The organism is Streptococcus sp. oral taxon 056 str. F0418, assembly GCF_000220065.1.
Lineage (GTDB): Bacteria > Bacillota > Bacilli > Lactobacillales > Streptococcaceae > Streptococcus.
In genome coordinates, this window is record NZ_AFQU01000001.1 from 25,814 (window position 1) to 47,768 (window position 21,955).

Consider the following 21,955-nt stretch of genomic DNA (forward strand, 5'->3'; position numbering starts at 1 on the left):
TATGAAAAAGAAATATCTAATTATTTTGTTTTTAACCATTGGTTTAATTACCTTATCTGGTTGTCAGATGATTGAAAACTGGATTAAAAATGCCAAGGAGGAATGGATTGGTTTAGAGATGACGGTTCGCACCTATGATGAAAATTCTCAGCTTATTGACCAGATGTCGGGCAAGTCCCTATCCATCTCGCGTAACGAGGAGTTTGATTCAGTTGATTCGGAAGGAAATTCCAAGGAAGATTCATCGGTTCTCAAAATAACCTTGGGTAAGTATGAGATTGACCATGTGGGCTCCTCCTTGATTGCAGAAGAAAAAGGTTTGAAAGATGTGTTTGCCCAGTATCAAAAGACTGCAGATGTTGAGGAGAATAGCCATTCTGTCCCTGTTTTAAATCGTATGATTTCAATCTTTAAAAACGACTTTACTGGAAAGAAAAAGGTCATTTTGATTCGCTCTCAAAACGGCACTCCGCTAGCGGCTTATGCTGGCGACCGTGTCTCTCTTGATAAATCTGATGCCCCTAAAACTTCTGAATTGCTGATTGATGGCAAGCGCCTCGTGATTTACCGCTGCGACTACACTATTTATGACCGTGAATTGCTGGAGTAAGTTATGGATGTAGAAGAATTACTTGAAAATCTGAAAGCAGTAGCTAACCCTGATGATGCAGTTGCTATGAGAGCCTATATGAAAAATAAATTTGAGTTCCTAGGAGTCAAGACTCCAGCTAGACGGAAGCTCGCAAAGGCTTTTTTCAAACAACAGACTGACTCTGTTATTGACTGGGATTTTATAAATGAAGCTTGGAATAATCCCTATCGAGAACTTCAGTACATTGCGCTGGACTATCTGGAAACTCGCAAGAAACTATTGACTCCATCTGACTTGTCACGTTTGAAAAACCTGGCTCAAACAAAATCTTGGTGGGATACCATTGACTTTTTGGACCGCTTGGTTGGATCAATCATTGCTCGATTTCCAGAAACCAAAGAGATTATTTTAACTTGGAGTTGCGACGAGGATATCTGGCTGCGGCGCTTGGCTATTGATCATCAGTTGCTTAGAAAAGAAGAAACAGACACAGAGCTCTTGGAGAAGATTTTAGTGAATAATCTAGGCCAAACAGAATTCTTTATTAACAAGGCCATTGGCTGGGCGCTGAGAGATTATTCTAAAACCAATCCAGGCTGGGTCAAGGATTTTATAGAACGATATCGGGTGGAAATGGCTGCGCTTAGTATTCGAGAGGGAAGTAAGTATTTATGAAACATGTTTATTTAAAATATCTGGAAGATAAGGATTACTCGGTTTGGCTGGAAGGATTTTCCAATAGACTGCCTTCCCAATCACCGTTTGATGATGGACTTTTAGATATGACAATTTGTACAGAAAGTTGGTTTGCGGATTTGGTGGCTAAACACCGCGATTTCCGAGAGAAAGACCAACAGTATATTTGGGGAATTTATGACGCAAAAAGCGGAAAACATGTAGGTATGGTTAATTTATTTGTGTTAGCTAGAGACGATTTTCAATGGGCGGAAATAGGTTATACGATACATAATCAATTTTGGCGTCAGGGCTACGCCAGAGCAATGCTAGAAGAACTCAAGCAAGTCAGTCGTGAATTAGGATTTCATCGTTTAGAAGCACATGTTAATCTACAGAATATCCCTTCACAAAAATTACTAGAGCAAGCTGATTTCTATCTTGAAGGAGTACGGAAACAATTCCAAAAAGAAGGACAGGAGTGGAAGGATAGACAAGTTTTTGTTTATATTTTAGATTAAATACCTTGACAAAGTGGTGAAAGATAAGGTAAACTAGACTTCATGCGATGAGTCGATTGGCTCCTAGGAGCCTTTTGCGCTGAGGAGGTCTACATTTAATTGTAACGCAGGAGCGGACCTTGAGCAGTTGTGTGAACCAGCTGTTCTCATCGAAAGATGCCTCGAATCCCCAGTCTTCGGATTGGGGATTTTCTATTGCTCTTGATGAGACGACTTCGAAGAAGGCAGTTGAGTCGTAGAGCAGTGGATGCAGTTTTGTTCGTAAGAACAAAAGCTGTAAACTTTGATCCCTCTCTTAGAGAGGCAAGACGGCTAGTCGTAGCCGAGCTTAGAGACATTGATATTGAGACAGTTGGCGTCGTGAGTGCTATTGCTCTTGACGAAACGACTTCGAAGAAGACAGTTGGGTAGTAGAGCAGTTGATGTGGTTTTGACCGTGAGGGGAAACTGGTAAATTTTTTTAAAATCTTGTGATTCAAATAATTATAAGAAATTTTTCAGAAATTTAGCATTATAAGGAAAAGATATTTCTAAAATTTACATTTCATACTAAAAATAGTATAATACTAGCAATATAAAAATTTTGAAATACTGTGAGGGAAGCTATGGGATATACAGTTGCTGTGGTGGGTGCTACCGGAGCCGTTGGAGCTCAGATGATTAAAATGTTGGAAGAATCAAGTCTTCCTATTGATAAAGTACGCTTTTTAGCGTCTGCACGTTCAGCTGGAAAGATTTTGCAGTTTAAGGGGCAGGATATTGTAATTGAAGAGACTACTGAAGCTGCTTTTGAGGGCGTTGACATTGCACTTTTTTCTGCCGGTGGCTCGACTTCTGCAAAATATGCTCCTTATGCAGTTAAGGCAGGGGCAGTAGTTGTAGATAATACTTCTTACTTCCGTCAAGACAGTAAAACACCACTAGTAGTACCAGAGGTTAATGCCCACGCTTTGGATCGCCACAATGGAATTATTTCTTGTCCAAACTGCTCTACTATTCAAATGATGCTACCGCTCAAAGCAATTGCCGACAAATGGGGAATCGAGCGCGTGATTGTCTCAACTTATCAGGCTGTTTCTGGTGCGGGTATGGGTGCCATTCTTGAAACGCAAGAACAATTGCGTCAGGTTTTAAATGATGGTGTAGCTCCAAAGGATTTGACTGCTACTATCTTGCCTTCTGGCGGAGACAAGAAGCATTATCCAATTGCGTTTAATGCATTGCCACAAATCGATGTTTTTACAGATAATGACTACACTTACGAAGAAATGAAAATGACCAAGGAGACTAAGAAAATCTTAGAAGATGACTCTGTCAAAGTCTCTGCAACTTGCGTCCGAATCCCAGTCTTGTCAGGTCACTCTGAATCCGTCTATATTGAAACCAAAAAACCTGCCTCTATCGAAGACATAAAAGCAGCAATTGCAGCCTTTCCAGGCACCATTTTAGAAGATGATGTAGCTCATCAGATTTATCCACAAGCAATTAATGCAGTTGGAAGAAAAGAAACTTTCGTTGGACGAGTACGTAAGGATTTGGATGTTGAAAACGGTGTTCACATGTGGGTTGTATCTGACAACCTCCTTAAAGGAGCTGCTTGGAACTCAGTACAAATTGCTGAGGCCTTACATGAACGTGGTTTAGTTCGTCCAACTGAAGAACTTGTTTATGAATTAAAGTAGTTAAAAAGAACATTTCAACTACCAGCATTATAAAATAAAAATGATGTAATAGCAGTGCAAAGTTAGGCTTTGGGGGTTGCTGATGTTAAGTATACGCAAAGCAAATGTAAATGATATTCAGTCTATTCAAAGTATTTGCAAGGAAAGTTGGAAAACGACATATAAAAATATCTATTCAAGCCAATATATAGAACAAATTTTTAGCATCTTTTATAGCAAAGAACGTTTGATAAAAGATTTGACAGAATGTTCTCTCGAATGGAACGGTTATTGGCTAGCTGAAGAGCATGGTAGACCACTTGGCTGCATTGGTGGAGGAATGAGTGAGGATCATAAAGCAAATATTTATGTTCTTTATGTCTTGCCACAATCTCAGCGTAAGGGAATTGGCCATGCTTTAGTACAGACATTAACTACTTACCAAAAAGAAAGATTTCAGGCTAAGCAACAAGCAGTGACAGTTACTGAAGGAAATCAGAATGCTATTTCTTTTTACGAAAAAGAAGGATTTGTTTTTGAATTAGCACGAGAAAATTGGATTGACAGTAGTCAAGCCAAAGATTTACGTTATATTAGAAATATTTAATTAAAGGAGTTTTTTATGCAAGTTATTAAACGAAGTGGTGAAGTGGTTGAGTTTGACCCCGATAAAATTTACCAAGCTATTTTGAAGGCGGCTCAGACTGTGTATGTTTTAACAGATGATTTGCGTCAGAATTTAGCTCAAGTTACAAAGAAGGTTGCTTTGGATTTGCAAGAAGCAAAAGTTGAGCGTGCAACAATCAGTATGATCCAGTCTATGGTAGAAAGTCGCCTTCTAGGTGCGGGTTATATTACCATTGCAGAGCATTATATCTCTTATCGTTTGCAACGCGATTTAGAGCGTAATGGCTACGGAGATCATATTGCTGTGCATCTGCATTTTGAACAAGTCAGATAAAATCAGAAAGGAGAGTGGGACAGAAATCGGTAATTCGTTAGAATTCGATTTCGTCGTCCCACCTCCGCACAGTTGAGTAGGGCTGTAAAAGTTGATGAAATCAGCGTAGTAGAGCCCACTCAACCACTGCTTCTTGCTCGACAATCCAAAGACAATTGAGAGGCTAGGACTTTTGTCCCAGCCTCTTTTTTGTTTTATGGTAATGAGATTCTTTTTAGAAATCCCCCGCTTAAATTCTAGAAATATGTTAAAATAGTTAAAGATATAAAATTTTATCAATGATATTCATTGAAAGGATAAATTATGGCAACGATTCAATGGTTTCCTGGGCATATGTCCAAGGCAAGGAGACAGGTACAGGAAAATATTAAGTTTGTTGATTTTGTGACGATACTGGTTGATGCGAGGCTTCCTTTATCCAGTCAAAATCCTATGCTGACTAAGATTGTGGGTGACAAACCCAAGCTTTTGATTTTAAACAAGGCCGATTTGGCAGACCCTGTGCGTATTAAGGAATGGCAGGGCTATTTTGAAATTCAGGGGATTCCAACCTTGTCTATTAATTCCAAAGAGCAGTCTGCAGTAAAAAAAGTAACAGACGCAGCTAAGAAACTTATGGCTGATAAATTGGCGCGTCAAAAAGAGAGAGGGATTCGCATCGAAACCCTACGTACTATGATAATCGGTATTCCCAATGCCGGTAAATCAACCCTCATGAATCGCTTGGCAGGTAAGAAAATCGCTGTTGTAGGGAATAAGCCTGGCGTGACTAAAGGTCAGCAATGGCTCAAATCAAATAAAGACTTGGAAATCTTGGATACACCAGGGATTCTCTGGCCTAAGTTTGAAGATGAAACGGTTGCTCTCAAACTTGCTCTAACTGGAGCTATCAAGGACAACTTACTCCCTATGGATGAGGTGACGATTTTTGGTCTTAATTACTTTAAGGAGCACTATCCTGAAGAGCTGACAGCTCGCTTCAAGCAGCTGGATCTAAGTCAGGAGGCGCCTGATATGATTATGGATATGACTCAAAAACTTGGCTTCCGTGATGACTATGACCGTTTTTATAGTCTTTTTGTCAAAGATGTCCGTGATGGTAAGTTAGGTCGTTATTGCTTAGATACAGTTGGAGAACTAGATGGCAACGATTAAAGAAATTCAGCAACGTTTAGAGTCAGTGACAGATTTGAGTGATCCTTTTCTGGCAGAAGTGGTGAATGACCAGCGTAGCGGAGTTCAAAAGGCGATTGAAAAGCGTAAAAGAGCCATTCAAGCAGAGTTAAACGAGGATTTGCGTCTGGAGCAAATGCTACGGTATGAAAAGGAGCTTTATAAAGCCGGCTACCAAGCTATTGCAGGTATTGATGAAGTTGGTCGTGGTCCACTAGCTGGACCAGTTGTCGCTGCAGCTGTTATCTTACCTCCAGAATGTAAAATTAAGGGGCTCAACGATAGTAAAAAAATTCCTAAGAAAAACACATGGCCATCTATCAAGCAATCATGGATCAGGCTCTGGCGATTGGTATTGGTATCATGGATAATACGGTGATCGACCAAGTCAATATTTACGAAGCGACCAAGCTTGCTATGAAAGATGCTTTATCTAAGTTGAGTTTCAAGCCAGATTATCTGCTGATTGATGCTATGAAACTGGATGTTGATATTCCGCAAGAGTCCATCATCAAAGGCGATGCCAATTCTCTGTCTATCGCAGCAGCTAGTATTGTTGCTAAGGTTACTCGGGATAAGCTGATGATAGACTATGACAAGGAATTTCCTGGCTATGATTTTGCGCAAAATGCTGGTTATGGCACTAAGAGCCATTTGCAGGGCTTGGAGCGAAACGGCGTAACTCCTATTCATCGCAAGACATTTGAACCCGTAAAATCAATGTGTGAATAAGCATGAAAAGGAGGATGACATGCAAAGCGAATACGAAAAAATGATTGCTGGAGAGATTTACAGACCGCAAGACGAAGATTTAAGAAAAATTAGATCACGCTCCAAAGAATTTCAATATCGTTTCAACCACGAGCAAGACAGCGACAAGAGAAGTGCTATTATCAAAGAATGGTTTGGCAGTACGGGAAATAATCTTGCTATGAAGCCAGATTTGGTTTGCGACTACGGAATTAACATTCATTTAGGAGAAAATTTTTGTTCTAACTGGAATTTGACCTTATTAGATGTTTGTCCGATTCGCATTGGAGATAATGCGCTTCTTGGACCTAATTGTCAGCTTTTAACTCCCTTACATCCACTTGATCCAACGGAAAGAAACTCTGGCATTGAATACGGAGCGCCAATTACTATTGGAAATAATTTCTGGGCTGGAGGTGGCGTGACAATTCTGCCAGGTGTAACTTTAGGTGACAATGTTGTAGTTGGTGCTGGATCAGTAGTAACCAAGTCTTTTGGAGACAATGTAGTCTTAGCAGGTAACCCAGCACGAGTGATTAAAGAAATAAAAAGTTGAAAAAACGATAATTTTATCGTTTTTTTTATTTTATTTACGAATAGTATTAGTGAGGTGAAAAAATGAACAATTATGAAATTTACAAAATGAAACAAGCAGGCTTGACGAACGCTCAAGTCTTAAATGTCCTAAGATACGCGGAAACAAAGGATAAAGAGATACCATTGCGCGATATTGCTGTCGTATCAGAATGTCGAAATCCAGCCTTGTTTATGGAACGTTACAATCAAATTGATGATGATTTTTTACAGGAAGAATTTGAGAAGTTTCCATCATTTTCTATCTTGGATGATTGCTATCCTTGGGATTTGAGTGAGATTTATAATCCGCCTGCTTTGCTATTTTATCAAGGAAATCTACGACTTTTAGATCTACCTAAAGTAGCAGTAGTTGGTAGCCGAGATAGTAGCAAGGTGGGGAATCAGTCTGTCCAAAAAATCATCAAAGAATTGAATAATGAACTCATTGTTGTAAGTGGATTGGCGCGTGGAATTGATACCGCTGCCCATATGGCAGCTTTACAAAACGGTGGACGTACAATCGCTGTTATTGGAACAGGTCTAGATGTCTTTTATCCTAGAGCAAATAAAAAATTGCAGTCCTACATTGGTAAGAATCATCTTGTTTTAACGGAGTATGGGCCAGATGAACAGCCTTTAAAATATCATTTTCCAGAGCGAAATCGAATAATTGCAGGACTTTGTCGAGGTGTCATTGTGGCAGAAGCCAAGATGCGCTCAGGCAGCCTTATTACCTGTGAGAGGGCAATGGAAGAGGGACGGGATGTCTTTGCCATTCCGGGGTCTATTTTAGATGGGAAATCTGACGGTTGTCATCACCTAATTCAAGAGGGTGCAAAATGCATTATGACAGGTTCAGACGTGCTTTCTGAGTTTGAATTTTAAAATAAGTTTTCCTATAGACAGAGTTACTAGTTGACAAGCTAAAAAAATAGTTTACACTCTATGAGATTTTATTTCTAATAGAAGGTGTATAAATTGGTAACAAAAACAAAGAAAGGCACTACGACCAAAAAAAATCTTGTCATCGTAGAGTCGCCAGCAAAGGCAAAAACAATAGAAAAATATTTGGGACGAAACTATAAGGTTCTGGCCAGTGTGGGGCATATTCGTGACTTGAAAAAGTCCACTATGTCTGTAGATATTAAGAATAACTATGAGCCACAATACATCAATATCCGTGGTAAAGGTCCTTTGATTAATGACTTGAAAAAAGAGGCAAAGAAAGCCAAGCAAGTCTTTTTAGCAAGTGACCCGGACCGTGAAGGAGAAGCTATTTCTTGGCATCTCGCCCACATTCTTAATCTGGATGAAAAAGAAAAAAACCGTGTCGTCTTCAACGAAATCACTAAAGATGCGGTCAAAAATGCTTTCAAAGAACCGCGCCAGATTGATATGGATCTAGTTGATGCCCAACAGGCTCGTCGAGTTCTGGACCGCTTGGTTGGTTATTCTATTTCTCCTATTCTCTGGAAGAAAGTCAAAAAAGGCCTATCAGCTGGTCGAGTCCAGTCAGTCGCACTCAAGCTAATTATCGATCGTGAAAACGAAATTAATACCTTCAAACCTGAAGAATATTGGACTATTGACGGAACTTTTAAGAAAGGAACACGTCAGTTCCAGGCTAGCTTTTATGGCATGAATGGTCAAAAGATGAAGCTGACCAACAACGACGAGGTCAAAAAAGTACTCTCCCATCTTAAAGGAGATGATTTTACAGTTGACAGTGTCGAAAAGAAAGAGCGTAGACGGAATGCTCCCCTACCTTATACAACATCTTCTATGCAACAGGATGCCGCTAATAAGATTAACTTCCGGACTCGTAAGACCATGATGGTCGCTCAGCAGCTCTATGAGGGGATTAATATCGGTTCTGGCGTACAAGGTCTGATTACCTATATGCGTACTGACTCGACTCGTATCAGTCCAGTAGCGCAAAATGAAGCAGCAAGCTTTATCACGGATAAATTTGGCGCTAAATATTCCAAACATGGTAGTAAGGCTAAGAACGCTTCTGGCGCTCAAGATGCGCATGAGGCTATTCGACCGTCTAGTGTATTCAATACACCAGAAAGCATCGCAAAATATTTGAATAAGGATCAGCTTAAGCTCTATACGTTGATTTGGAACCGCTTTGTAGCTAGCCAAATGACAGCCGCAGTCTTTGATACTATGAATGTCAAGCTGGGGCAAAATGGCGTCCAATTTGCAGCCAATGGTAGTCAGGTCAAATTTGATGGTTATCTAGCTATTTATAACGACTCTGACAAGAATAAAATGCTACCGGACATGGAAAAGGGAGATACAGTCAAGCGAGTTAATACCAATCCAGAACAGCACTTTACCCAACCACCTGCACGCTATTCTGAAGCGACTCTTATTAAGACTTTGGAAGAAAATGGAGTTGGACGGCCGTCTACGTATGCACCAACCATTGAGACTATTCAGAAACGCTATTACGTTAAGCTGGTTTCCAAACGGTTTGAACCTACAGAATTAGGTGAAATTGTCAATTCATTGATTGTTGAATTTTTCCCAGATATTGTGAATGTAAAGTTCACAGCTGAGATGGAAGCAAAACTGGACGATGTAGAAGTCGGAAAAGAGCAATGGCAGAAGGTTATTGACGAGTTTTATCGACCTTTTGAAAAGGAAGTAGCTAAAGCCGAGTCTGAAATGGAAAAAATCCAAATCAAGGATGAGCCGGCAGGCTTTAACTGTGATGTTTGTGGTAGTCCGATGGTTATCAAGCTAGGGAGATTTGGGAAATTTTATGCTTGCAGTAATTTCCCGGACTGTCGCCATACCCAAGCTATCGTTAAGGAAATTGGTGTAACATGCCCGCAGTGCCAAAAAGGCCATGTCATTGAACGCAAGACTAAGCGAAATCGCATTTTTTATGGATGTGATCGTTATCCAGAATGTGACTTTACATCCTGGGACAAGCCGGTCGGACGAAACTGTCCAAAATGTGACCACTATCTGGTTGAAAAGAAAGTCCGTGGTGGCGGCAAGCAAGTGGTCTGCAGCAATGGTGATTATGAAGAAGAAAAAGTGAAATAAGTCTTTTTACCAATCGATTTAGCCATTTTAACGGCAAAAACAAAAATGTCTGTTTTAATAGACATTTTTTGTTTTATCTGTTATAATAGACATAAGGAGGTGGTAGAGTGTACATAGCCTTAATTGCAGACGTTATTGACTCAAAACAATTTAAAGAGAGGTCAGACTTACAAAAGAAGTTGGAAGCAGTTCTCTTTCATACGAATAATCGCTTTGAAACTTATTTAGCTTCGCGGTTAACTCTGACTCTTGGGGATGAATTTCAGGCACTGTTTACCTTAGATGCACCAATTTTCCAAATTATTGACTCCCTACGTCAAGATTTAAAGCCTGCGCAGCTACGCTTTGGAATTGGTTTGGGGAAAATAGTGACTGACATTGACCCTTTACAGAGTATTGGTGCTGATGGTCCTGCCTACTGGAATGCGCGAGCAGCCATTAATTTGGTTCATCAAAAGAATGATTATGGAAATACTCAGTTGTATTTTTCTAGTGGAAAAAAAGAAGATTTTCAAATAAATGCTTTATTAGCTTCAGGTGAGGCAATCAAATCAGACTGGCGAGAAAGTCAGGAAGAACTTTTAAGGGGATTACTTAAACTGTCCATCTATAGTGAGGATTTTAGTCAGCAAGAGCTAGCTCAGAGACTTTCATTAAATCCTAGTGCCCTTTCCAAACGACTAAAAAGTAGTAGCATCAGAGTCTATCTTCGAAGTCGAGCGGCTGCACTTGCAGCTATCCAAGCTATAGATATTACAGAAGGAAGTCAGAATGAACGGATTTTCTAGTATGGATTCATACCACCTTTTCGTGCTTTTGTTGATTTGTCATTTGTTATCAGATTATTACTTTCAAAGTCAAAAAATGGCTGACAAAAAGGATAAAAACGTTCGAGTCCTTACATTTCATATTTTACTTGTAGGACTACCTTTATTTGTCTTAACTATTATAATACCAAGTTTGTGGTGGAAGACTTTCATTGTTTTCTTAAGTCATGCTCTTATTGATTTTTTAAAACCAATCCTGCAAAGGATCCTTGGCGTAAAAACATCTATCATTTTCATACTTGATCAAGTCCTTCATTTAACTGTTATCTATGGGCTTTCCAATATGAATACTGAGCTTTTGCCAGCTTTCTTTCCATTTACTTTCTTAAAAATTATTTTGTTTGTCTTATTGGTAGGAAAGCCGGTCAATATTGCTTTTAGAATTTTATTTGGTAAATTTCAACCTGAAACGAGTCAGGAGTTGGATACGATAGATGGAGCAGGAGCCATGATTGGTTTCTTAGAGCGCTTGGTTATCGGAGCTTGTCTTCTTTATGGACAGTTTGCTTCGATTGGTTTAGTGTTTACAGCTAAATCCATTGCCCGCTATAACAAAATATCAGAAAGTCCTGCATTTGCAGAGTATTACTTGATTGGATCCTTGGTCAGCATTTTGTCAGCCTTGCTTGCCGCCTGGATTGGTATAAAATAAAGTTTTGAAAGAAAATAGTATGAATAATAAATTTACAGAATTTCTAAAAATCGCGTCTCAACTGAATAAGATGGGAATTGTTCCACTGCTGATGGGCTCCTTGGGGCTGGAGCAGGTTACTGGTCAGGACTGGCGGGCGCGGGATATTGATATTCATGTTCACGGTGATGAACGTGGCTGGGAAGCACCAGATGAAGAGCGTATTTATGATATGGATAAGATTGAGCCCATGATGGAGAAGTTGGGTTATGAACTGGTAGATTTGCATGAACATGAGTTTCAAAAAGAAGGCTTATCTATTGAATTTGGGGTCATGGAAACGCTGGAGGCATTCTCAGGTGTGCTAATAGCGGACTTGTCTCGAAAAGAAGTAGAAGGTGTAGAGTTTCTACTGCCAACTGCAGAGCAATTTTTAGCTATCTACCGCGCCTCTTCCCAAGATTCTTACCGAAATGAAAATAACAATGATAAGGATTTTGCTAAGATTGCTTATTTAGAAAAAATGACATAATAATGGACAGACGGGAATCCTCCTGTCTGTCTTTTTTACTTTCTTTTTGTTATAATGGTCGGAGTGAAAATTTAGAAATACCCAAGGGAGAGTATCATGTCATCATCCTATATCAATGTTATCGGTGCTGGTCTTGCTGGTAGTGAAGCAGCTTATCAGATCGCTAAGCGTGGAATCCCAGTCAAACTTTATGAAATGCGGGGCGTTAAGTCAACGCCTCAACACAAAACTGCGGACTTCGCAGAATTGGTCTGCTCTAACTCTCTACGAGGAGATGCGCTGACCAATGCTGTCGGTCTGCTCAAGGAAGAAATGCGGCGGTTGGACTCGGTTATTTTAAAGTCAGCAGAGGCGACTCGGGTACCAGCAGGTGGCGCTCTAGCGGTTGATAGAGAAGGCTTTTCACAGATGGTGACAGAGCTAGTGACTAATCATCCACTGATCGAGGTCATTCGTGAAGAAATCACAGAAATTCCGGAGGATGCCATCACAGTCATTGCGACAGGCCCCTTGACCAGTGATACTTTAGCAGAAAAAATCCACGCGCTCAATGGAGGCAATGGTTTTTATTTCTACGACGCAGCAGCACCAATTGTTGATGTCAATACCATTGATATGACCAAGGTTTATCTCAAATCCCGCTATGATAAGGGAGAAGCAGCCTATCTCAACGCGCCAATGACCAAACAAGAATTTATGAATTTCCATGATGCTTTGGTCAATGCCGAGGAAGCACCGCTCAATTCTTTTGAAAAAGAAAAATACTTTGAAGGCTGTATGCCTATTGAAGTTATGGCTAAGCGAGGCATTAAAACCATGCTTTATGGACCGATGAAGCCGGTTGGTTTAGAATATCCAGATGACTACCAAGGACCTCGAGATGGTGAATATAAGACGCCGTACGCTGTGGTGCAGCTTCGTCAAGACAATGCAGCAGGCAGTCTTTACAACATCGTCGGCTTCCAAACTCATCTCAAGTGGGGCGAGCAAAAGCGCGTTTTTCAAATGATTCCTGGCCTTGAGAATGCAGAATTTGTCCGCTATGGAGTCATGCATCGCAACTCCTATATGGACTCTCCAAATCTGCTGGAAAAGACTTTCCGCTCTAAGAAACAGCCAAATCTTTTCTTTGCAGGTCAAATGACTGGAGTTGAAGGCTATGTCGAGTCAGCGGCTTCTGGTTTGGTTGCTGGTATCAATGCCGCTCGACTCTTCAAGGGAGAAGAAGCATTTGTCTTTCCAGAAACAACAGCTATTGGAAGTCTACCACACTATATAACACATGCTGATAGTAAGCATTTCCAACCCATGAATGTCAATTTTGGTATTATCAAAGAGCTAGATTGCCCTCGGATTCGTGACAAAAAAGAGCGTTATGAGAAGATTGCTGAGCGCGCCCTGCAGGACTTGGCTCCTTATCTTGATAAATAAGAGTTTTAATAAAAATATTTTAAAAAGATTGTATAAAAGCTTGCAATCTTTTTTCCTTTTGATATAATTATTGATGGTTTGAAAAAACTGCCTAAGACAGTAGGGGAGTTAGACTCATAAACATCCTACCGAGGACAAAACGTATCATGTAAAAAGAAGCGTATTGTACTTTCGTGTCTAGGTTTGGGCGCGTTTTTCTTTTAGGAAAATTTCCCAAGCAAAATAATTACGGAGGTGAAACACTAAATGAGTGAAGCTATTATTGCTAAAAAAGCGGAACTAGTTGACGTGGTAGCTGAAAAAATGAAAGCTGCTGCATCAATCGTCGTTGTTGACGCTCGTGGTTTGACAGTTGAACAAGATACTGTTCTTCGTCGTGAGCTTCGTGGAAGCGAAGTTGAGTATAAAGTAATTAAAAACTCAATCTTACGTCGTGCAGCTGAAAAAGCTGGTCTTGAAGATCTTGCATCAGTATTTGTTGGACCATCTGCAGTAGCATTTTCTAACGAAGATGTTATCGCACCTGCGAAAATCTTGAACGATTTTACTAAAAACGCTGAAGCACTTGAAATCAAAGGTGGTGCAATCGAAGGTGCTGTCGCATCTAAAGAAGAAATTGTTGCACTTGCAACTCTTCCAAACCGCGAAGGACTTCTTTCTATGCTCCTTTCTGTACTTCAAGCGCCAGTGCGCAACGTTGCTCTTGCAGTCAAAGCAGTTGCAGACAACAAAGAAGACGCAGCTTAATCTTAAGCTACGCAGCGTAGCCTAGCTACGAAAAAATACTAAAAAATTAAAAACTTATTTGGAGGAAATAACAATGGCATTGAACATTGAAAACATTATTGCTGAAATTAAAGAAGCTTCAATCCTTGAATTGAACGACCTTGTAAAAGCTATCGAAGAAGAATTTGGTGTAACTGCAGCTGCTCCTGTAGCTGTAGCTGCTGCTGGTGCTGCTGACGCTGGTGCAGCTAAAGATTCATTTGATGTTGAATTGACATCTGCTGGAGACAAAAAAGTTGGCGTTATCAAAGTTGTTCGTGAAATCACTGGTCTTGGCCTTAAAGAAGCTAAAGAATTGGTTGATGGCGCACCTGGTATCATCAAAGAAGGCGTTGCAGCTGCTGAAGCTGAAGAAATCAAAGCTAAATTGGAAGAAGCTGGAGCTGCAGTTACTCTTAAATAATAGAGTATCGCAATTTGATTGCGAAAGCCTAGTAAATCAAGGTTTTCAAGTCGCTTAGGGCGATTAAAATGGTGGGGAATGAGATCATTCTCCACCAAAACCCCACTAAGATTGATTCTTGGTGGGGTTATTTGTATCCATAAAAGATTAGATTCAAAGTAAGTCAATTTGCAACAATGAAAAGAGGAAATCAGTGTTTTTGCTGATCTCCTCTTTTTTTACTCTTCAGTATTAATGTATTCAATGATATCTTCAACATTGCACTCTAATATTTCACACAATTTATCGATAGTTTTTGTCGTAATAGGTTCACCCTGTTTCATTCTGTAAAGTGTGTTAGCAGATATTTTTTCTATTTTGATGAGATAATACTCACTCACATCTTTTCGTAGTAATGTTTGATAAAAAGGTTGGTAAGAAATTGCCATAGTTACTCTTGTATATAATAATTTTATTATATAAAGACAATATCACAACCAATCTATTGACTATACTTAATTTATTGAGTGTAATTATAGAAAAGATTAAAAAAAGGAGTTGTTATGAAAAGGAAAATAATAACCACAAGTCTAGCCTACTTTCGTTTTCTCTGCTGTTGGGAGCATGTTCAAACAGTAAGGAAAAATCAGAAAGTAAAACTACTGAAAAAGAAGGTGGTAGAAAAGAAAGAAGTAGGTCTAGGAGAATATCTGAACCAAAGTGATAAAAATCCACAAATCTGGTATGCAGTAGATAGTGTTTCTCAAGACGGGAAAGTGAAGGAATTGTTTTTAGTACAAGATAGAAAAACAACTTATTACAATACGTCTACAGAAGCCAGTCTCTCATCAATATCTGCGAAGGACTATGAAAAAAATTATCTAGGAAGAAATCTTTATTCTTCAGGAAATATTGCGCAAGGTTTATTAGATGATTTCAATGAGACGGATTCTATCACTAAAATTACGACGAAAAACCTAACAGATGTTATAAAGAAATACGATACAGAAGATGGGAATCAAGATGGTATTATTCAAGCGCCATCAATAAACGCTTTGACATTTGCTGAAGTTACAAAATCCTCTGATTCAGAGATTATTAATCTAGCGAAAAAAATAGAGAGTGCAAAGATACATTATGAAATTTTAAAAGCTAAAATTAATTTAGAGATGCAGTCTTTAACAGATGGTTCAGATGGTACTCATGCGCTAAATAAATTGAGTCAGTTAGAGGAGATGCTTGTAAATAAAAAGGGTGACGAATATTTGTTAGAATCTTACACTGATGAAGATTTTGAGAAGACAGGGTATGAGGCCTTGCAATTTAAAACTTACAACTTATCCTATGATGGTAAATTTTTTAGTGATTTTATGATAAAAGAAGATAGATTTAACTTAACTACAAATCAAATACCACTTGCTACAAAAGAGGTAGGTCATACTAATTTCATGGGATTTATAGGCAATGCTTCTCTATTATTTGTGACTAAGCAACCAGAAGACAATATGGAATTAACGGTCGATACTTATGCCAAAAAGCCAAAAAATGTTAGCTTTTATCAAGTGGGACATTCAGATACAGAAGAATAAAATAAGGGGACGTAGAAAATGAATAATTTTAAAAAATAATGGTAATTGTGATGACAATGCTGATGGCGATTTTTTTAGTTGCCTGCTCGTCTAAAGGCGATTTAGATGGAACTTATACCTATAAAGAAGACGGAGCAAGTATGACGATTACAATTAGCGGAGATAAGGGACGTATGAAAATTCAAGCTGGTGATGATAACGTTGCGTTAAATCTTGCTTTAAATAATATAGATTTTACCATTGATAGGGAAAGTAAGACATTTAATTTTGCCGGTAGAGAAGATTCACAATTATACTACTCTGTTTCGGGTACTTCGCTAACAGTTCGGGGTGGTGGATTTGGTTCAGTGACTTTAAAGAAAGAATAGCTAGCTATTCGAATGAAAGATTAAGGCTGGGTAAAAAACCAGCCTTTTGAATCAGTATTAGAAAAAATTCTCGAAGAGGTAGATGATCTTAAAAGTTTTCAAAAAGAATTTAATCAGTTAATAGGGAGGTGGAATGACATTTGCTGAAGCTGTTTCCCGCTTCCTATTAATATATAATTCTTCTTTCTTATAGCTTACTTAGCATAAACTGCTGTAAATTGTTATTCTAGATATTAATATTGTGTAATAAAGCGATTATTTCATCTAAAACATCTGTGAATTTGATTCCTCTTGTATAACTATATTTGGCGGAATAGTTGTTCCATTGTTGGGTCTGAGTGTGATCAGTCTTAAACCTTTCCAAGAGTTGTAGGATTTTAGAAAAATTTAGTTCAGTCCCACGGTAAGAAAATGTCTTCTGACAAGCTATTTGTAATTGTGAGAAATCAATTTCTTCTTTTTTTAACTTTGAAAGAATATAAACATCATAAAAATCCTTGCTACGGCTATTTAGGAAATTCCTTGAGTAGATGGTCTGTAACTTTTCAGCTAAAATTGTTTCAAGATTATAAGCGATGATTGGAATTTTTTCACCACTAAACATAGCTTTATATCCGTAAGCAATGGGATGAGGAGTGACAATATCTCCTGTTGCGATATCTAAGTGAATGAGTTGCTTGATATTTTCCAGTTGACAAAGAATGCTTACTCGATAACCACCATAGTCATCACTTTCTTTAATAGGTATGATCGATTGGATAGTAAATATGAGTCCATCTGTACTATCTATTAAAATTTCCTGTAGTTGCATTTTGATGATTTCTTCTGAAAGAGTCATTTTATTAAAAAGAAAGTCAATATCAACTGTACTACGAGATTCTATGCCTATAACATTTGAAAGCAAGAAACCGCCTTTAAAAATGTAGTTTGCAGAGTAAGGACTTTGACTTAGTTTTTTTAGGATAACTTCTAAGAAGTAGTAGGTCATAATGGAGTTAAAATTCAATCCTGACTGTTTCGAAATCTTATGACAAAGTGCTGTCAACTTTGCTTTATTCACAACAACACCTCCAAAGTACGCTTTGTTTCTTCTACGATGTCCATTCTTTCTGCATATTCATAGAGTTTGGATATATTTTTTTTAGGAAAATTTCCGTAAGTTTGGAGGGTTTTTACGAAAAGTTCGGGATCGATTTTTTTTCGATTGATGATAAAGTCGCAAACTGTCCGTTCAAAATCATACACTTTTACTTCGTTTTGCCAAGGAGTTTTAACGTTAATGATTCCCATATCAATAAATTTCTTTGAAACAATATGGTGTCGTAGGTTTGATGGAGGATTGTTAAATCGATACCCTCTTGGAATGGATACTTCAAAATATTGAGGGATTTCATCCGTAAATCCTTGAAGGTGCAGAGCGGAAATATAGGAAAAAATCGCTTTGGGAAAACGATATTGAAAGAAGTAGTATTCATCATAATCGCCATATGGTGTGAGATAGATGCCTTTTTCAATTCTGTAGATAATTCCTTCGCTTTCTAGTCTTGTAAGATAGATGGTAGGGATCCCCAATCTTTTGCAGTCTTTATATGTTATCATACCATTGTTTTTTCTAGATATTCAAGTATCATTTCTTTTTTGGGCATAGTATTTCCTTTCTGTTGCGTTTATACAACTATTTTACATTTTTTGTCGTATAAACGCAACACCTTAAGATTTGTTTGATAGAATTGACTCAACTTTTTATAGTAGCCTTTATTTGTTATGTCGCGTATTTCGGTACTATTTACTTGATATTCTATTTATAAAGAGATAGAATATTATTATTGATTGAGCACTCACTCAATTTTTGAAATTTTTTAGGAGCTAAGCAAATGGTTATAAAAGCAATACAATATAATGATTTTGGAAATGAAGAAGTGTTAGATTTAGTAACTGTTGAAGCGCAGGTTTTATTAGACCATCAGGTCAGAGTAAGAGTTTGTTCAGTCGGTTTGAATCCTATTGATTATAAGATTTTTGAAGGTGTAAAGCAACTTCGAATGCTATCATTTTTTACTAAATTGCGTCATCCCAGCAAATGGTTTGAGTCTAAAAAATCGTTATTTCCTAGAGGCGTTGGGCGTGACTTTTCCGGTATTATTTGTGAAGTTGGTAAAGGAGTTTCTAATTTTTCTGTTGGAGATGAAGTTTTTGGAACAATCATAAGTGCACCTGGTCTAGGAACGAAAAAAGGAGCATTGGCAACAGAAATATGCGTGAGTGAAACAGAGATTGCTCTAATGCCTAAAAATATTGATTTTGATCACGCTGCAACTATGGGAGTAGCAGCTTTAACAGTAGGTGGCGCCTTTAGAAAAATTGGCTTGTCCAAAGATGATACAATAGTCATCTCTGCAGCTTCTGGAGGTATTGGTTCGATAGCTGTACAATATGCTGTTTCAATGGGAGCTACGGTTCTTGGTATTGCTAGTAAACAAAATGCAGATTATTTGAAATCATTAGGTGCTATTCCGATCGCATACGGTGAAAATGTAAAGGATAGTATTTTGGCAGCTACTTCCAAACCAATAACGAAGCTTTTAGATTGCTACGGAAGGGAATATGTAGATTTAGGATTTGAATTGGGATTAAAAGGGGAGAATATCGGGACACTTGTCCCATCACCATCTGTTATTTTAAGAGGTGCGAAGTTTACTGGACCACGACATTCCAATTATGATGATTTTATTACGATGTCTAATCTGGTTTCAAACGGAGATGTTTCTATCCATTTAGATAAGGTATATGATTTTTCTCTTTCTGATATAAAAGAGGCATACAAGGAGCTTAGAATGGGGCACACAAAAGGTAAGAAAGTTGTGAAAATCGAGCAATAAGTAAGTAAAGGAACTGGAAAATGGATACTTTAACAAAAGAATATGCCAATAACATTCAAAAGACAAATCTAAGCAAGAGGCAAAGTAGAGTGTTATTAGCAAGTTTGGATTTATTTTCAGAACTTGGATTTGAAAATACAAAAGCTAGCGATATAGCACGGAAGGCGAAGGTATCAGAAGGGACGGTATTTAGCCATTTCAAAACCAAAGAAGGTATTTTAGAAGCTATTATTTCTCCATTTTTGGATGACATTATTCCAGAAATGATTCGTAATTTTTCTGATCAAAAATTTACATTCGAGTCACAAGAATTCCCTTTTTTTCTGCATTCTATTATTGAGGATAGGCTCTATTTTATTCAAGAAAATATTCGGGAAATTAAAATTATTTTTTATCGAGCTTTAGTTGATAAAAGTTTATCCACGAAAGTAGAAAATATCATCTTACAATCTATAGTTAAGCCACTCTCTCCAATATTAGACACATACAAAGAAAAAAAGATGATTGTGGATTGGCCAAACGAAAGAATTGTTCGGTATATGATTTCATTAACTTTGTCCTATATACTTCCATCTATGATAGATGATACCATTAAAATCGATACCAAACAGGCTACAAATGAAATTGTAGAGTTCCTCTCCAAAGGAATGTTAATGTAGTTTGTGGTTTAAGTTTTGCTTTTCTATTTTTGTATTCACATTGGATTTTTTATAATTTTTTGATATAATTATTTTATATGAAGCGTGCTTTTGTACGCTCTTTTCTATATTTTGGATGAAGCCAAGTTGCTTTCTAATGGTACTGAAATGAGGAGGAAAAATGAAGTATATTTGGTCTTATTTAAGGAAATATCCTAAGTTGCTTTTATTAGATTTTCTAGGAGCTATTTTTTTTGTGGTGGTAAATCTTGGTTTACCAACCGTTCTGGCTCGGATGATTGATGAAGGAATTAACCGAGGAGATGTGGAACGCTTGTACTTTTGGGTTATAATGATGTTAGTGGTTATTATAGCAGGCGTGTTAGGTCGGATTGTTCTTGCGTATGCAGCGGGTAAATTAACGACAAGTATGGTCCGTGATATGCGTAATGACTTATATGCAAAATTACAGGAATATTCTCATCATGAGTATGAGCAGATTGGGGTTTCATCGCTTGTTACCCGTATTACAAGTGATGCATTTGTTCTTATGCAGTTTGCTGAGCAAGGTTTGAAGATGGGAGTGATTACTCCTATGATGATGTTATCAAGTATCTTCATGATTTTTCTTACGAGTCCATCATTAGCTTGGATTGTTGCAGTTTCTTTGCCGTTTTTAGCAGTTGTTGTATGGTACGTAGCTGTTAAAACTAGACCACTTTCGGAAAAGCAGCAGAAGACTCTAGATAAAATCAATCAATATGCTAGGGAAAATTTAACTGGCTTACGATTGATTCGTGCTTTTGCTCGTGAAGACTTTCAAGAGGAGCGCTTTGCTTCACAAAATGAAATTTATTCTGATAATTCAAATAAACTCTTTAAATTAACTGGTTTGACAGAACCTTTGTTTGTTCAAATCATCATTGCGATGATTGTAGCAATAGTTTGGTTTGCCTTAAAACCACTGGGAGCAGGAAGTTTAAAAATAGGAGATTTAGTAGCCTTTATTGAATATAGTTTTCATGCCTTGCTTTCTTTCTTATTTTTGTCAAATCTATTTACCATGTATCCAAGGACAGCCGTATCAAGTGAACGTCTAAAAGAAGTATTGGATATGCCTATTTCCATCAATCCTAATGAAGATGGGATTACGGAGACAGCAAGCCGTGGTTACTTAGAGTTTGATAATGTGACTTTCGCTTATCCAGGAGAAACGGAAAGTCCTGTGTTACATAATATTTCCTTTAAAGCTAAGCCTGGTGAGACGATAGCTTTTATTGGGTCAACGGGATCTGGTAAATCATCGTTGGTGCAGTTGATTCCTCGCTTTTACGATGTGACCTTAGGAAAAATTTTAGTTGATGGAATTGATGTCAGAGATTATCAGCTGAAAGCCCTACGTCAAAAGATTGGTTTTATTCCTCAGAAAGCCTTGCTATTTACAGGTACGATCGCAGAGAATTTGCGCTACGGTAAAGAAGATGCAAGTCATGAAGAACTGGATCAAGCAGCTGATGTTGCTCAGGCAAAGGATTTTATCGAAAGCCGCAAGGAGCGATTTGAAACGCATCTAGCTGAAGGAGGAAGTAATCTATCCGGGGGACAAAAGCAACGTTTGTCGATTGCGCGGGCAGTTGTAAAAGAGCCTGATATTTATATTTTTGATGACTCGTTTTCTGCACTGGATTATAAGACAGATGCGACTCTCCGACGTCGTTTGAAAGAAGTGACTCAAGATGCAACTGTTTTAATTGTAGCTCAGCGGGTAGGAACTATAATGGATGCAGATCAGATTATCGTTCTTGACAAAGGTGAGATCGTTGGTCGCGGGACACATGAAGAGTTGATGAAAGCAAATGATATTTATCGAGAAATTGCTCAGTCTCAACTTAACAATCAGTCTTTAACAGAGGAATAGGA

The 21,955-nt window shown here is 38.2% G+C and carries 24 protein-coding genes, 2 pseudogenes and 1 other annotated feature; of the genes and pseudogenes, 23 read left to right on the forward strand and 3 right to left on the reverse strand.

Annotated elements, in window-relative coordinates; all coding sequences use genetic code 11:
* The first annotated feature begins 1 nt into the window (after position 1).
* From HMPREF9182_RS00150 to rplL, 18 genes and pseudogenes are all read left to right on the forward strand, one after another.
* Positions 2–610: a DUF5052 family protein gene (locus HMPREF9182_RS00150; RefSeq protein ID WP_009443939.1), complete on the forward strand. Its 609-nt coding sequence runs from the start codon at positions 2–4 to the stop codon at positions 608–610.
* A gap of 3 nt (positions 611–613) precedes the next feature.
* The gene (locus HMPREF9182_RS00155) at positions 614–1,267 is read left to right on the forward strand and encodes a DNA alkylation repair protein (protein WP_009754918.1); all 654 of its coding nucleotides are present in this window, start codon (positions 614–616) and stop codon (positions 1,265–1,267) included.
* Complete coding sequence (locus HMPREF9182_RS00160) at positions 1,264–1,788, forward strand: GNAT family N-acetyltransferase (protein WP_009754573.1); 525 nt, start codon at positions 1,264–1,266, stop codon at positions 1,786–1,788. Before HMPREF9182_RS00155 ends, HMPREF9182_RS00160 begins: the two co-directional genes overlap by 4 nt.
* Before the next feature lie 156 nt (positions 1,789–1,944).
* Entirely contained in the window at positions 1,945–2,199 is a 255-nt protein-coding gene (locus tag HMPREF9182_RS00165; protein WP_176605742.1) for a hypothetical protein, read from the forward strand.
* Positions 2,200–2,393: 194 nt separating this feature from the next.
* Positions 2,394–3,470 (forward strand): aspartate-semialdehyde dehydrogenase, encoded by a 1,077-nt coding sequence (locus HMPREF9182_RS00170; RefSeq protein WP_009754404.1) that lies wholly within the window; start codon positions 2,394–2,396, stop codon positions 3,468–3,470.
* 82 nt (positions 3,471–3,552) lie between these two features.
* Entirely contained in the window at positions 3,553–4,056 is a 504-nt protein-coding gene (locus HMPREF9182_RS00175; protein WP_009443890.1) for a GNAT family N-acetyltransferase, read from the forward strand.
* 15 nt (positions 4,057–4,071) lie between these two features.
* Positions 4,072–4,410, forward strand: a complete 339-nt coding sequence (locus HMPREF9182_RS00180) for an ATP cone domain-containing protein (protein ID WP_009755104.1) — start codon at positions 4,072–4,074, stop codon at positions 4,408–4,410.
* Positions 4,411–4,713: 303 nt separating this feature from the next.
* Complete coding sequence (ylqF, locus tag HMPREF9182_RS00185) at positions 4,714–5,565, forward strand: ribosome biogenesis GTPase YlqF (protein WP_009443664.1); 852 nt, start codon at positions 4,714–4,716, stop codon at positions 5,563–5,565.
* Positions 5,552–6,315: pseudogene (locus HMPREF9182_RS00190) on the forward strand (ribonuclease HII). The gene ylqF and the pseudogene HMPREF9182_RS00190 overlap by 14 nt, the downstream one beginning before the upstream one ends.
* A gap of 19 nt (positions 6,316–6,334) precedes the next feature.
* On the forward strand, positions 6,335–6,889 hold the full coding sequence (locus tag HMPREF9182_RS00195) for a sugar O-acetyltransferase (RefSeq protein WP_009754807.1): 555 nt from the start codon (positions 6,335–6,337) through the stop codon (positions 6,887–6,889).
* A 62-nt stretch (positions 6,890–6,951) separates the two neighbouring features.
* Positions 6,952–7,794, forward strand: coding sequence for a DNA-processing protein DprA (gene dprA / locus HMPREF9182_RS00200; RefSeq protein WP_009443547.1), 843 nt, complete (start codon positions 6,952–6,954; stop codon positions 7,792–7,794).
* 84 nt (positions 7,795–7,878) lie between these two features.
* Positions 7,879–9,972 (forward strand): type I DNA topoisomerase, encoded by a 2,094-nt coding sequence (gene topA, locus HMPREF9182_RS00205; protein WP_128080222.1) that lies wholly within the window; start codon positions 7,879–7,881, stop codon positions 9,970–9,972.
* 107 nt (positions 9,973–10,079) lie between these two features.
* The gene (locus HMPREF9182_RS00210) at positions 10,080–10,760 is read left to right on the forward strand and encodes a SatD family protein (protein ID WP_009754813.1); all 681 of its coding nucleotides are present in this window, start codon (positions 10,080–10,082) and stop codon (positions 10,758–10,760) included.
* On the forward strand, positions 10,744–11,451 hold the full coding sequence (locus HMPREF9182_RS00215; RefSeq protein WP_009754423.1) for a DUF3307 domain-containing protein: 708 nt from the start codon (positions 10,744–10,746) through the stop codon (positions 11,449–11,451). The genes HMPREF9182_RS00210 and HMPREF9182_RS00215 overlap by 17 nt, the downstream gene beginning before the upstream one ends.
* Positions 11,452–11,470: 19 nt before the next feature.
* The gene (locus HMPREF9182_RS00220) at positions 11,471–11,962 is read left to right on the forward strand and encodes a phosphoribosylanthranilate isomerase (RefSeq protein ID WP_009443440.1); all 492 of its coding nucleotides are present in this window, start codon (positions 11,471–11,473) and stop codon (positions 11,960–11,962) included.
* Between the two features lie 96 nt (positions 11,963–12,058).
* Complete coding sequence (gene trmFO, locus HMPREF9182_RS00225) at positions 12,059–13,393, forward strand: methylenetetrahydrofolate--tRNA-(uracil(54)-C(5))-methyltransferase (FADH(2)-oxidizing) TrmFO (protein ID WP_009443941.1); 1,335 nt, start codon at positions 12,059–12,061, stop codon at positions 13,391–13,393.
* A gap of 72 nt (positions 13,394–13,465) precedes the next feature.
* Positions 13,466–13,601, forward strand: a sequence feature (ribosomal protein L10 leader region).
* Between the two features lie 38 nt (positions 13,602–13,639).
* Positions 13,640–14,140, forward strand: coding sequence for a 50S ribosomal protein L10 (gene rplJ / locus HMPREF9182_RS00230; RefSeq protein ID WP_009754417.1), 501 nt, complete (start codon positions 13,640–13,642; stop codon positions 14,138–14,140).
* Between the two features lie 73 nt (positions 14,141–14,213).
* Positions 14,214–14,582, forward strand: coding sequence for a 50S ribosomal protein L7/L12 (rplL, locus tag HMPREF9182_RS00235; protein WP_009443694.1), 369 nt, complete (start codon positions 14,214–14,216; stop codon positions 14,580–14,582).
* 218 nt (positions 14,583–14,800) lie between these two features.
* Here the strand turns inward: rplL and HMPREF9182_RS00240 are convergent, their stop codons facing one another.
* Positions 14,801–15,010: a helix-turn-helix domain-containing protein gene (locus tag HMPREF9182_RS00240; protein ID WP_009443473.1), complete on the reverse strand. Its 210-nt coding sequence runs from the start codon at positions 15,008–15,010 to the stop codon at positions 14,801–14,803.
* Positions 15,011–15,124: 114 nt separating this feature from the next.
* Here HMPREF9182_RS00240 and HMPREF9182_RS00245 point away from each other — a divergent pair, with 114 nt between their 5' ends.
* Together HMPREF9182_RS00245 and HMPREF9182_RS00250 are read left to right on the forward strand one after the other, a co-directional pair.
* Positions 15,125–16,150 (forward strand): hypothetical protein, encoded by a 1,026-nt coding sequence (locus HMPREF9182_RS00245; RefSeq protein ID WP_009443545.1) that lies wholly within the window; start codon positions 15,125–15,127, stop codon positions 16,148–16,150.
* A 38-nt stretch (positions 16,151–16,188) separates the two neighbouring features.
* Entirely contained in the window at positions 16,189–16,518 is a 330-nt protein-coding gene (locus HMPREF9182_RS00250) for a hypothetical protein (protein WP_037602395.1), read from the forward strand.
* A 226-nt stretch (positions 16,519–16,744) separates the two neighbouring features.
* Here the strand turns inward: HMPREF9182_RS00250 and HMPREF9182_RS00255 are convergent, their stop codons facing one another.
* Together HMPREF9182_RS00255 and HMPREF9182_RS00260 are read right to left on the reverse strand one after the other, a co-directional pair.
* Entirely contained in the window at positions 16,745–17,578 is an 834-nt protein-coding gene (locus HMPREF9182_RS00255) for a nucleotidyl transferase AbiEii/AbiGii toxin family protein (protein WP_009443810.1), read from the reverse strand.
* Positions 17,575–18,164, reverse strand: a pseudogene (locus tag HMPREF9182_RS00260) (type IV toxin-antitoxin system AbiEi family antitoxin domain-containing protein). Before HMPREF9182_RS00260 ends, HMPREF9182_RS00255 begins: the two are co-directional and overlap by 4 nt.
* 228 nt (positions 18,165–18,392) lie before the next feature.
* On the opposite strand from HMPREF9182_RS00260, the gene HMPREF9182_RS00265 reads away from it, so the two are divergent.
* The 3 genes from HMPREF9182_RS00265 to HMPREF9182_RS00275 all read left to right on the forward strand — a co-directional run bounded on the left by HMPREF9182_RS00265 (position 18,393) and on the right by HMPREF9182_RS00275 (position 21,953).
* Positions 18,393–19,397 carry an NADP-dependent oxidoreductase gene (locus HMPREF9182_RS00265; RefSeq protein ID WP_009443518.1) on the forward strand — a complete coding sequence of 335 codons (1,005 nt, stop codon included), beginning with the start codon at positions 18,393–18,395 and terminating at the stop codon, positions 19,395–19,397.
* 20 nt (positions 19,398–19,417) lie between these two features.
* Positions 19,418–20,056 (forward strand): TetR/AcrR family transcriptional regulator, encoded by a 639-nt coding sequence (locus HMPREF9182_RS00270; RefSeq protein WP_009754307.1) that lies wholly within the window; start codon positions 19,418–19,420, stop codon positions 20,054–20,056.
* Positions 20,057–20,216: 160 nt separating this feature from the next.
* Positions 20,217–21,953, forward strand: a complete 1,737-nt coding sequence (locus HMPREF9182_RS00275) for an ABC transporter ATP-binding protein (protein ID WP_009754541.1) — start codon at positions 20,217–20,219, stop codon at positions 21,951–21,953.
* Positions 21,954–21,955 lie beyond the last annotated feature (2 nt).

Excerpts from the sequence above, each read along its gene's own strand:
- HMPREF9182_RS00150 (WP_009443939.1), top strand. The coding sequence starts at position 2 with ATGAAAAAGAAATATCTAATTATTTTGTTTTTAACCATTGGTTTAATT.
- HMPREF9182_RS00155 (WP_009754918.1), top strand. The coding sequence starts at position 614 with ATGGATGTAGAAGAATTACTTGAAAATCTGAAAGCAGTAGCTAACCCT.
- HMPREF9182_RS00160 (WP_009754573.1), top strand. The coding sequence starts at position 1,264 with ATGAAACATGTTTATTTAAAATATCTGGAAGATAAGGATTACTCGGTT.
- HMPREF9182_RS00165 (WP_176605742.1), top strand. The coding sequence starts at position 1,945 with ATGCCTCGAATCCCCAGTCTTCGGATTGGGGATTTTCTATTGCTCTTG.
- HMPREF9182_RS00170 (WP_009754404.1), top strand. The coding sequence starts at position 2,394 with ATGGGATATACAGTTGCTGTGGTGGGTGCTACCGGAGCCGTTGGAGCT.
- HMPREF9182_RS00175 (WP_009443890.1), top strand. The coding sequence starts at position 3,553 with ATGTTAAGTATACGCAAAGCAAATGTAAATGATATTCAGTCTATTCAA.
- HMPREF9182_RS00180 (WP_009755104.1), top strand. The coding sequence starts at position 4,072 with ATGCAAGTTATTAAACGAAGTGGTGAAGTGGTTGAGTTTGACCCCGAT.
- ylqF (WP_009443664.1), top strand. The coding sequence starts at position 4,714 with ATGGCAACGATTCAATGGTTTCCTGGGCATATGTCCAAGGCAAGGAGA.
- HMPREF9182_RS00195 (WP_009754807.1), top strand. The coding sequence starts at position 6,335 with ATGCAAAGCGAATACGAAAAAATGATTGCTGGAGAGATTTACAGACCG.
- dprA (WP_009443547.1), top strand. The coding sequence starts at position 6,952 with ATGAACAATTATGAAATTTACAAAATGAAACAAGCAGGCTTGACGAAC.
- HMPREF9182_RS00215 (WP_009754423.1), top strand. The coding sequence starts at position 10,744 with ATGAACGGATTTTCTAGTATGGATTCATACCACCTTTTCGTGCTTTTG.
- HMPREF9182_RS00220 (WP_009443440.1), top strand. The coding sequence starts at position 11,471 with ATGAATAATAAATTTACAGAATTTCTAAAAATCGCGTCTCAACTGAAT.
- trmFO (WP_009443941.1), top strand. The coding sequence starts at position 12,059 with ATGTCATCATCCTATATCAATGTTATCGGTGCTGGTCTTGCTGGTAGT.
- rplJ (WP_009754417.1), top strand. The coding sequence starts at position 13,640 with ATGAGTGAAGCTATTATTGCTAAAAAAGCGGAACTAGTTGACGTGGTA.
- rplL (WP_009443694.1), top strand. The coding sequence starts at position 14,214 with ATGGCATTGAACATTGAAAACATTATTGCTGAAATTAAAGAAGCTTCA.
- HMPREF9182_RS00240 (WP_009443473.1), bottom strand. The coding sequence starts at position 15,010 with ATGGCAATTTCTTACCAACCTTTTTATCAAACATTACTACGAAAAGAT.
- HMPREF9182_RS00245 (WP_009443545.1), top strand. The coding sequence starts at position 15,125 with ATGAAAAGGAAAATAATAACCACAAGTCTAGCCTACTTTCGTTTTCTC.
- HMPREF9182_RS00250 (WP_037602395.1), top strand. The coding sequence starts at position 16,189 with ATGGTAATTGTGATGACAATGCTGATGGCGATTTTTTTAGTTGCCTGC.
- HMPREF9182_RS00265 (WP_009443518.1), top strand. The coding sequence starts at position 18,393 with ATGGTTATAAAAGCAATACAATATAATGATTTTGGAAATGAAGAAGTG.
- HMPREF9182_RS00270 (WP_009754307.1), top strand. The coding sequence starts at position 19,418 with ATGGATACTTTAACAAAAGAATATGCCAATAACATTCAAAAGACAAAT.
- HMPREF9182_RS00275 (WP_009754541.1), top strand. The coding sequence starts at position 20,217 with ATGAAGTATATTTGGTCTTATTTAAGGAAATATCCTAAGTTGCTTTTA.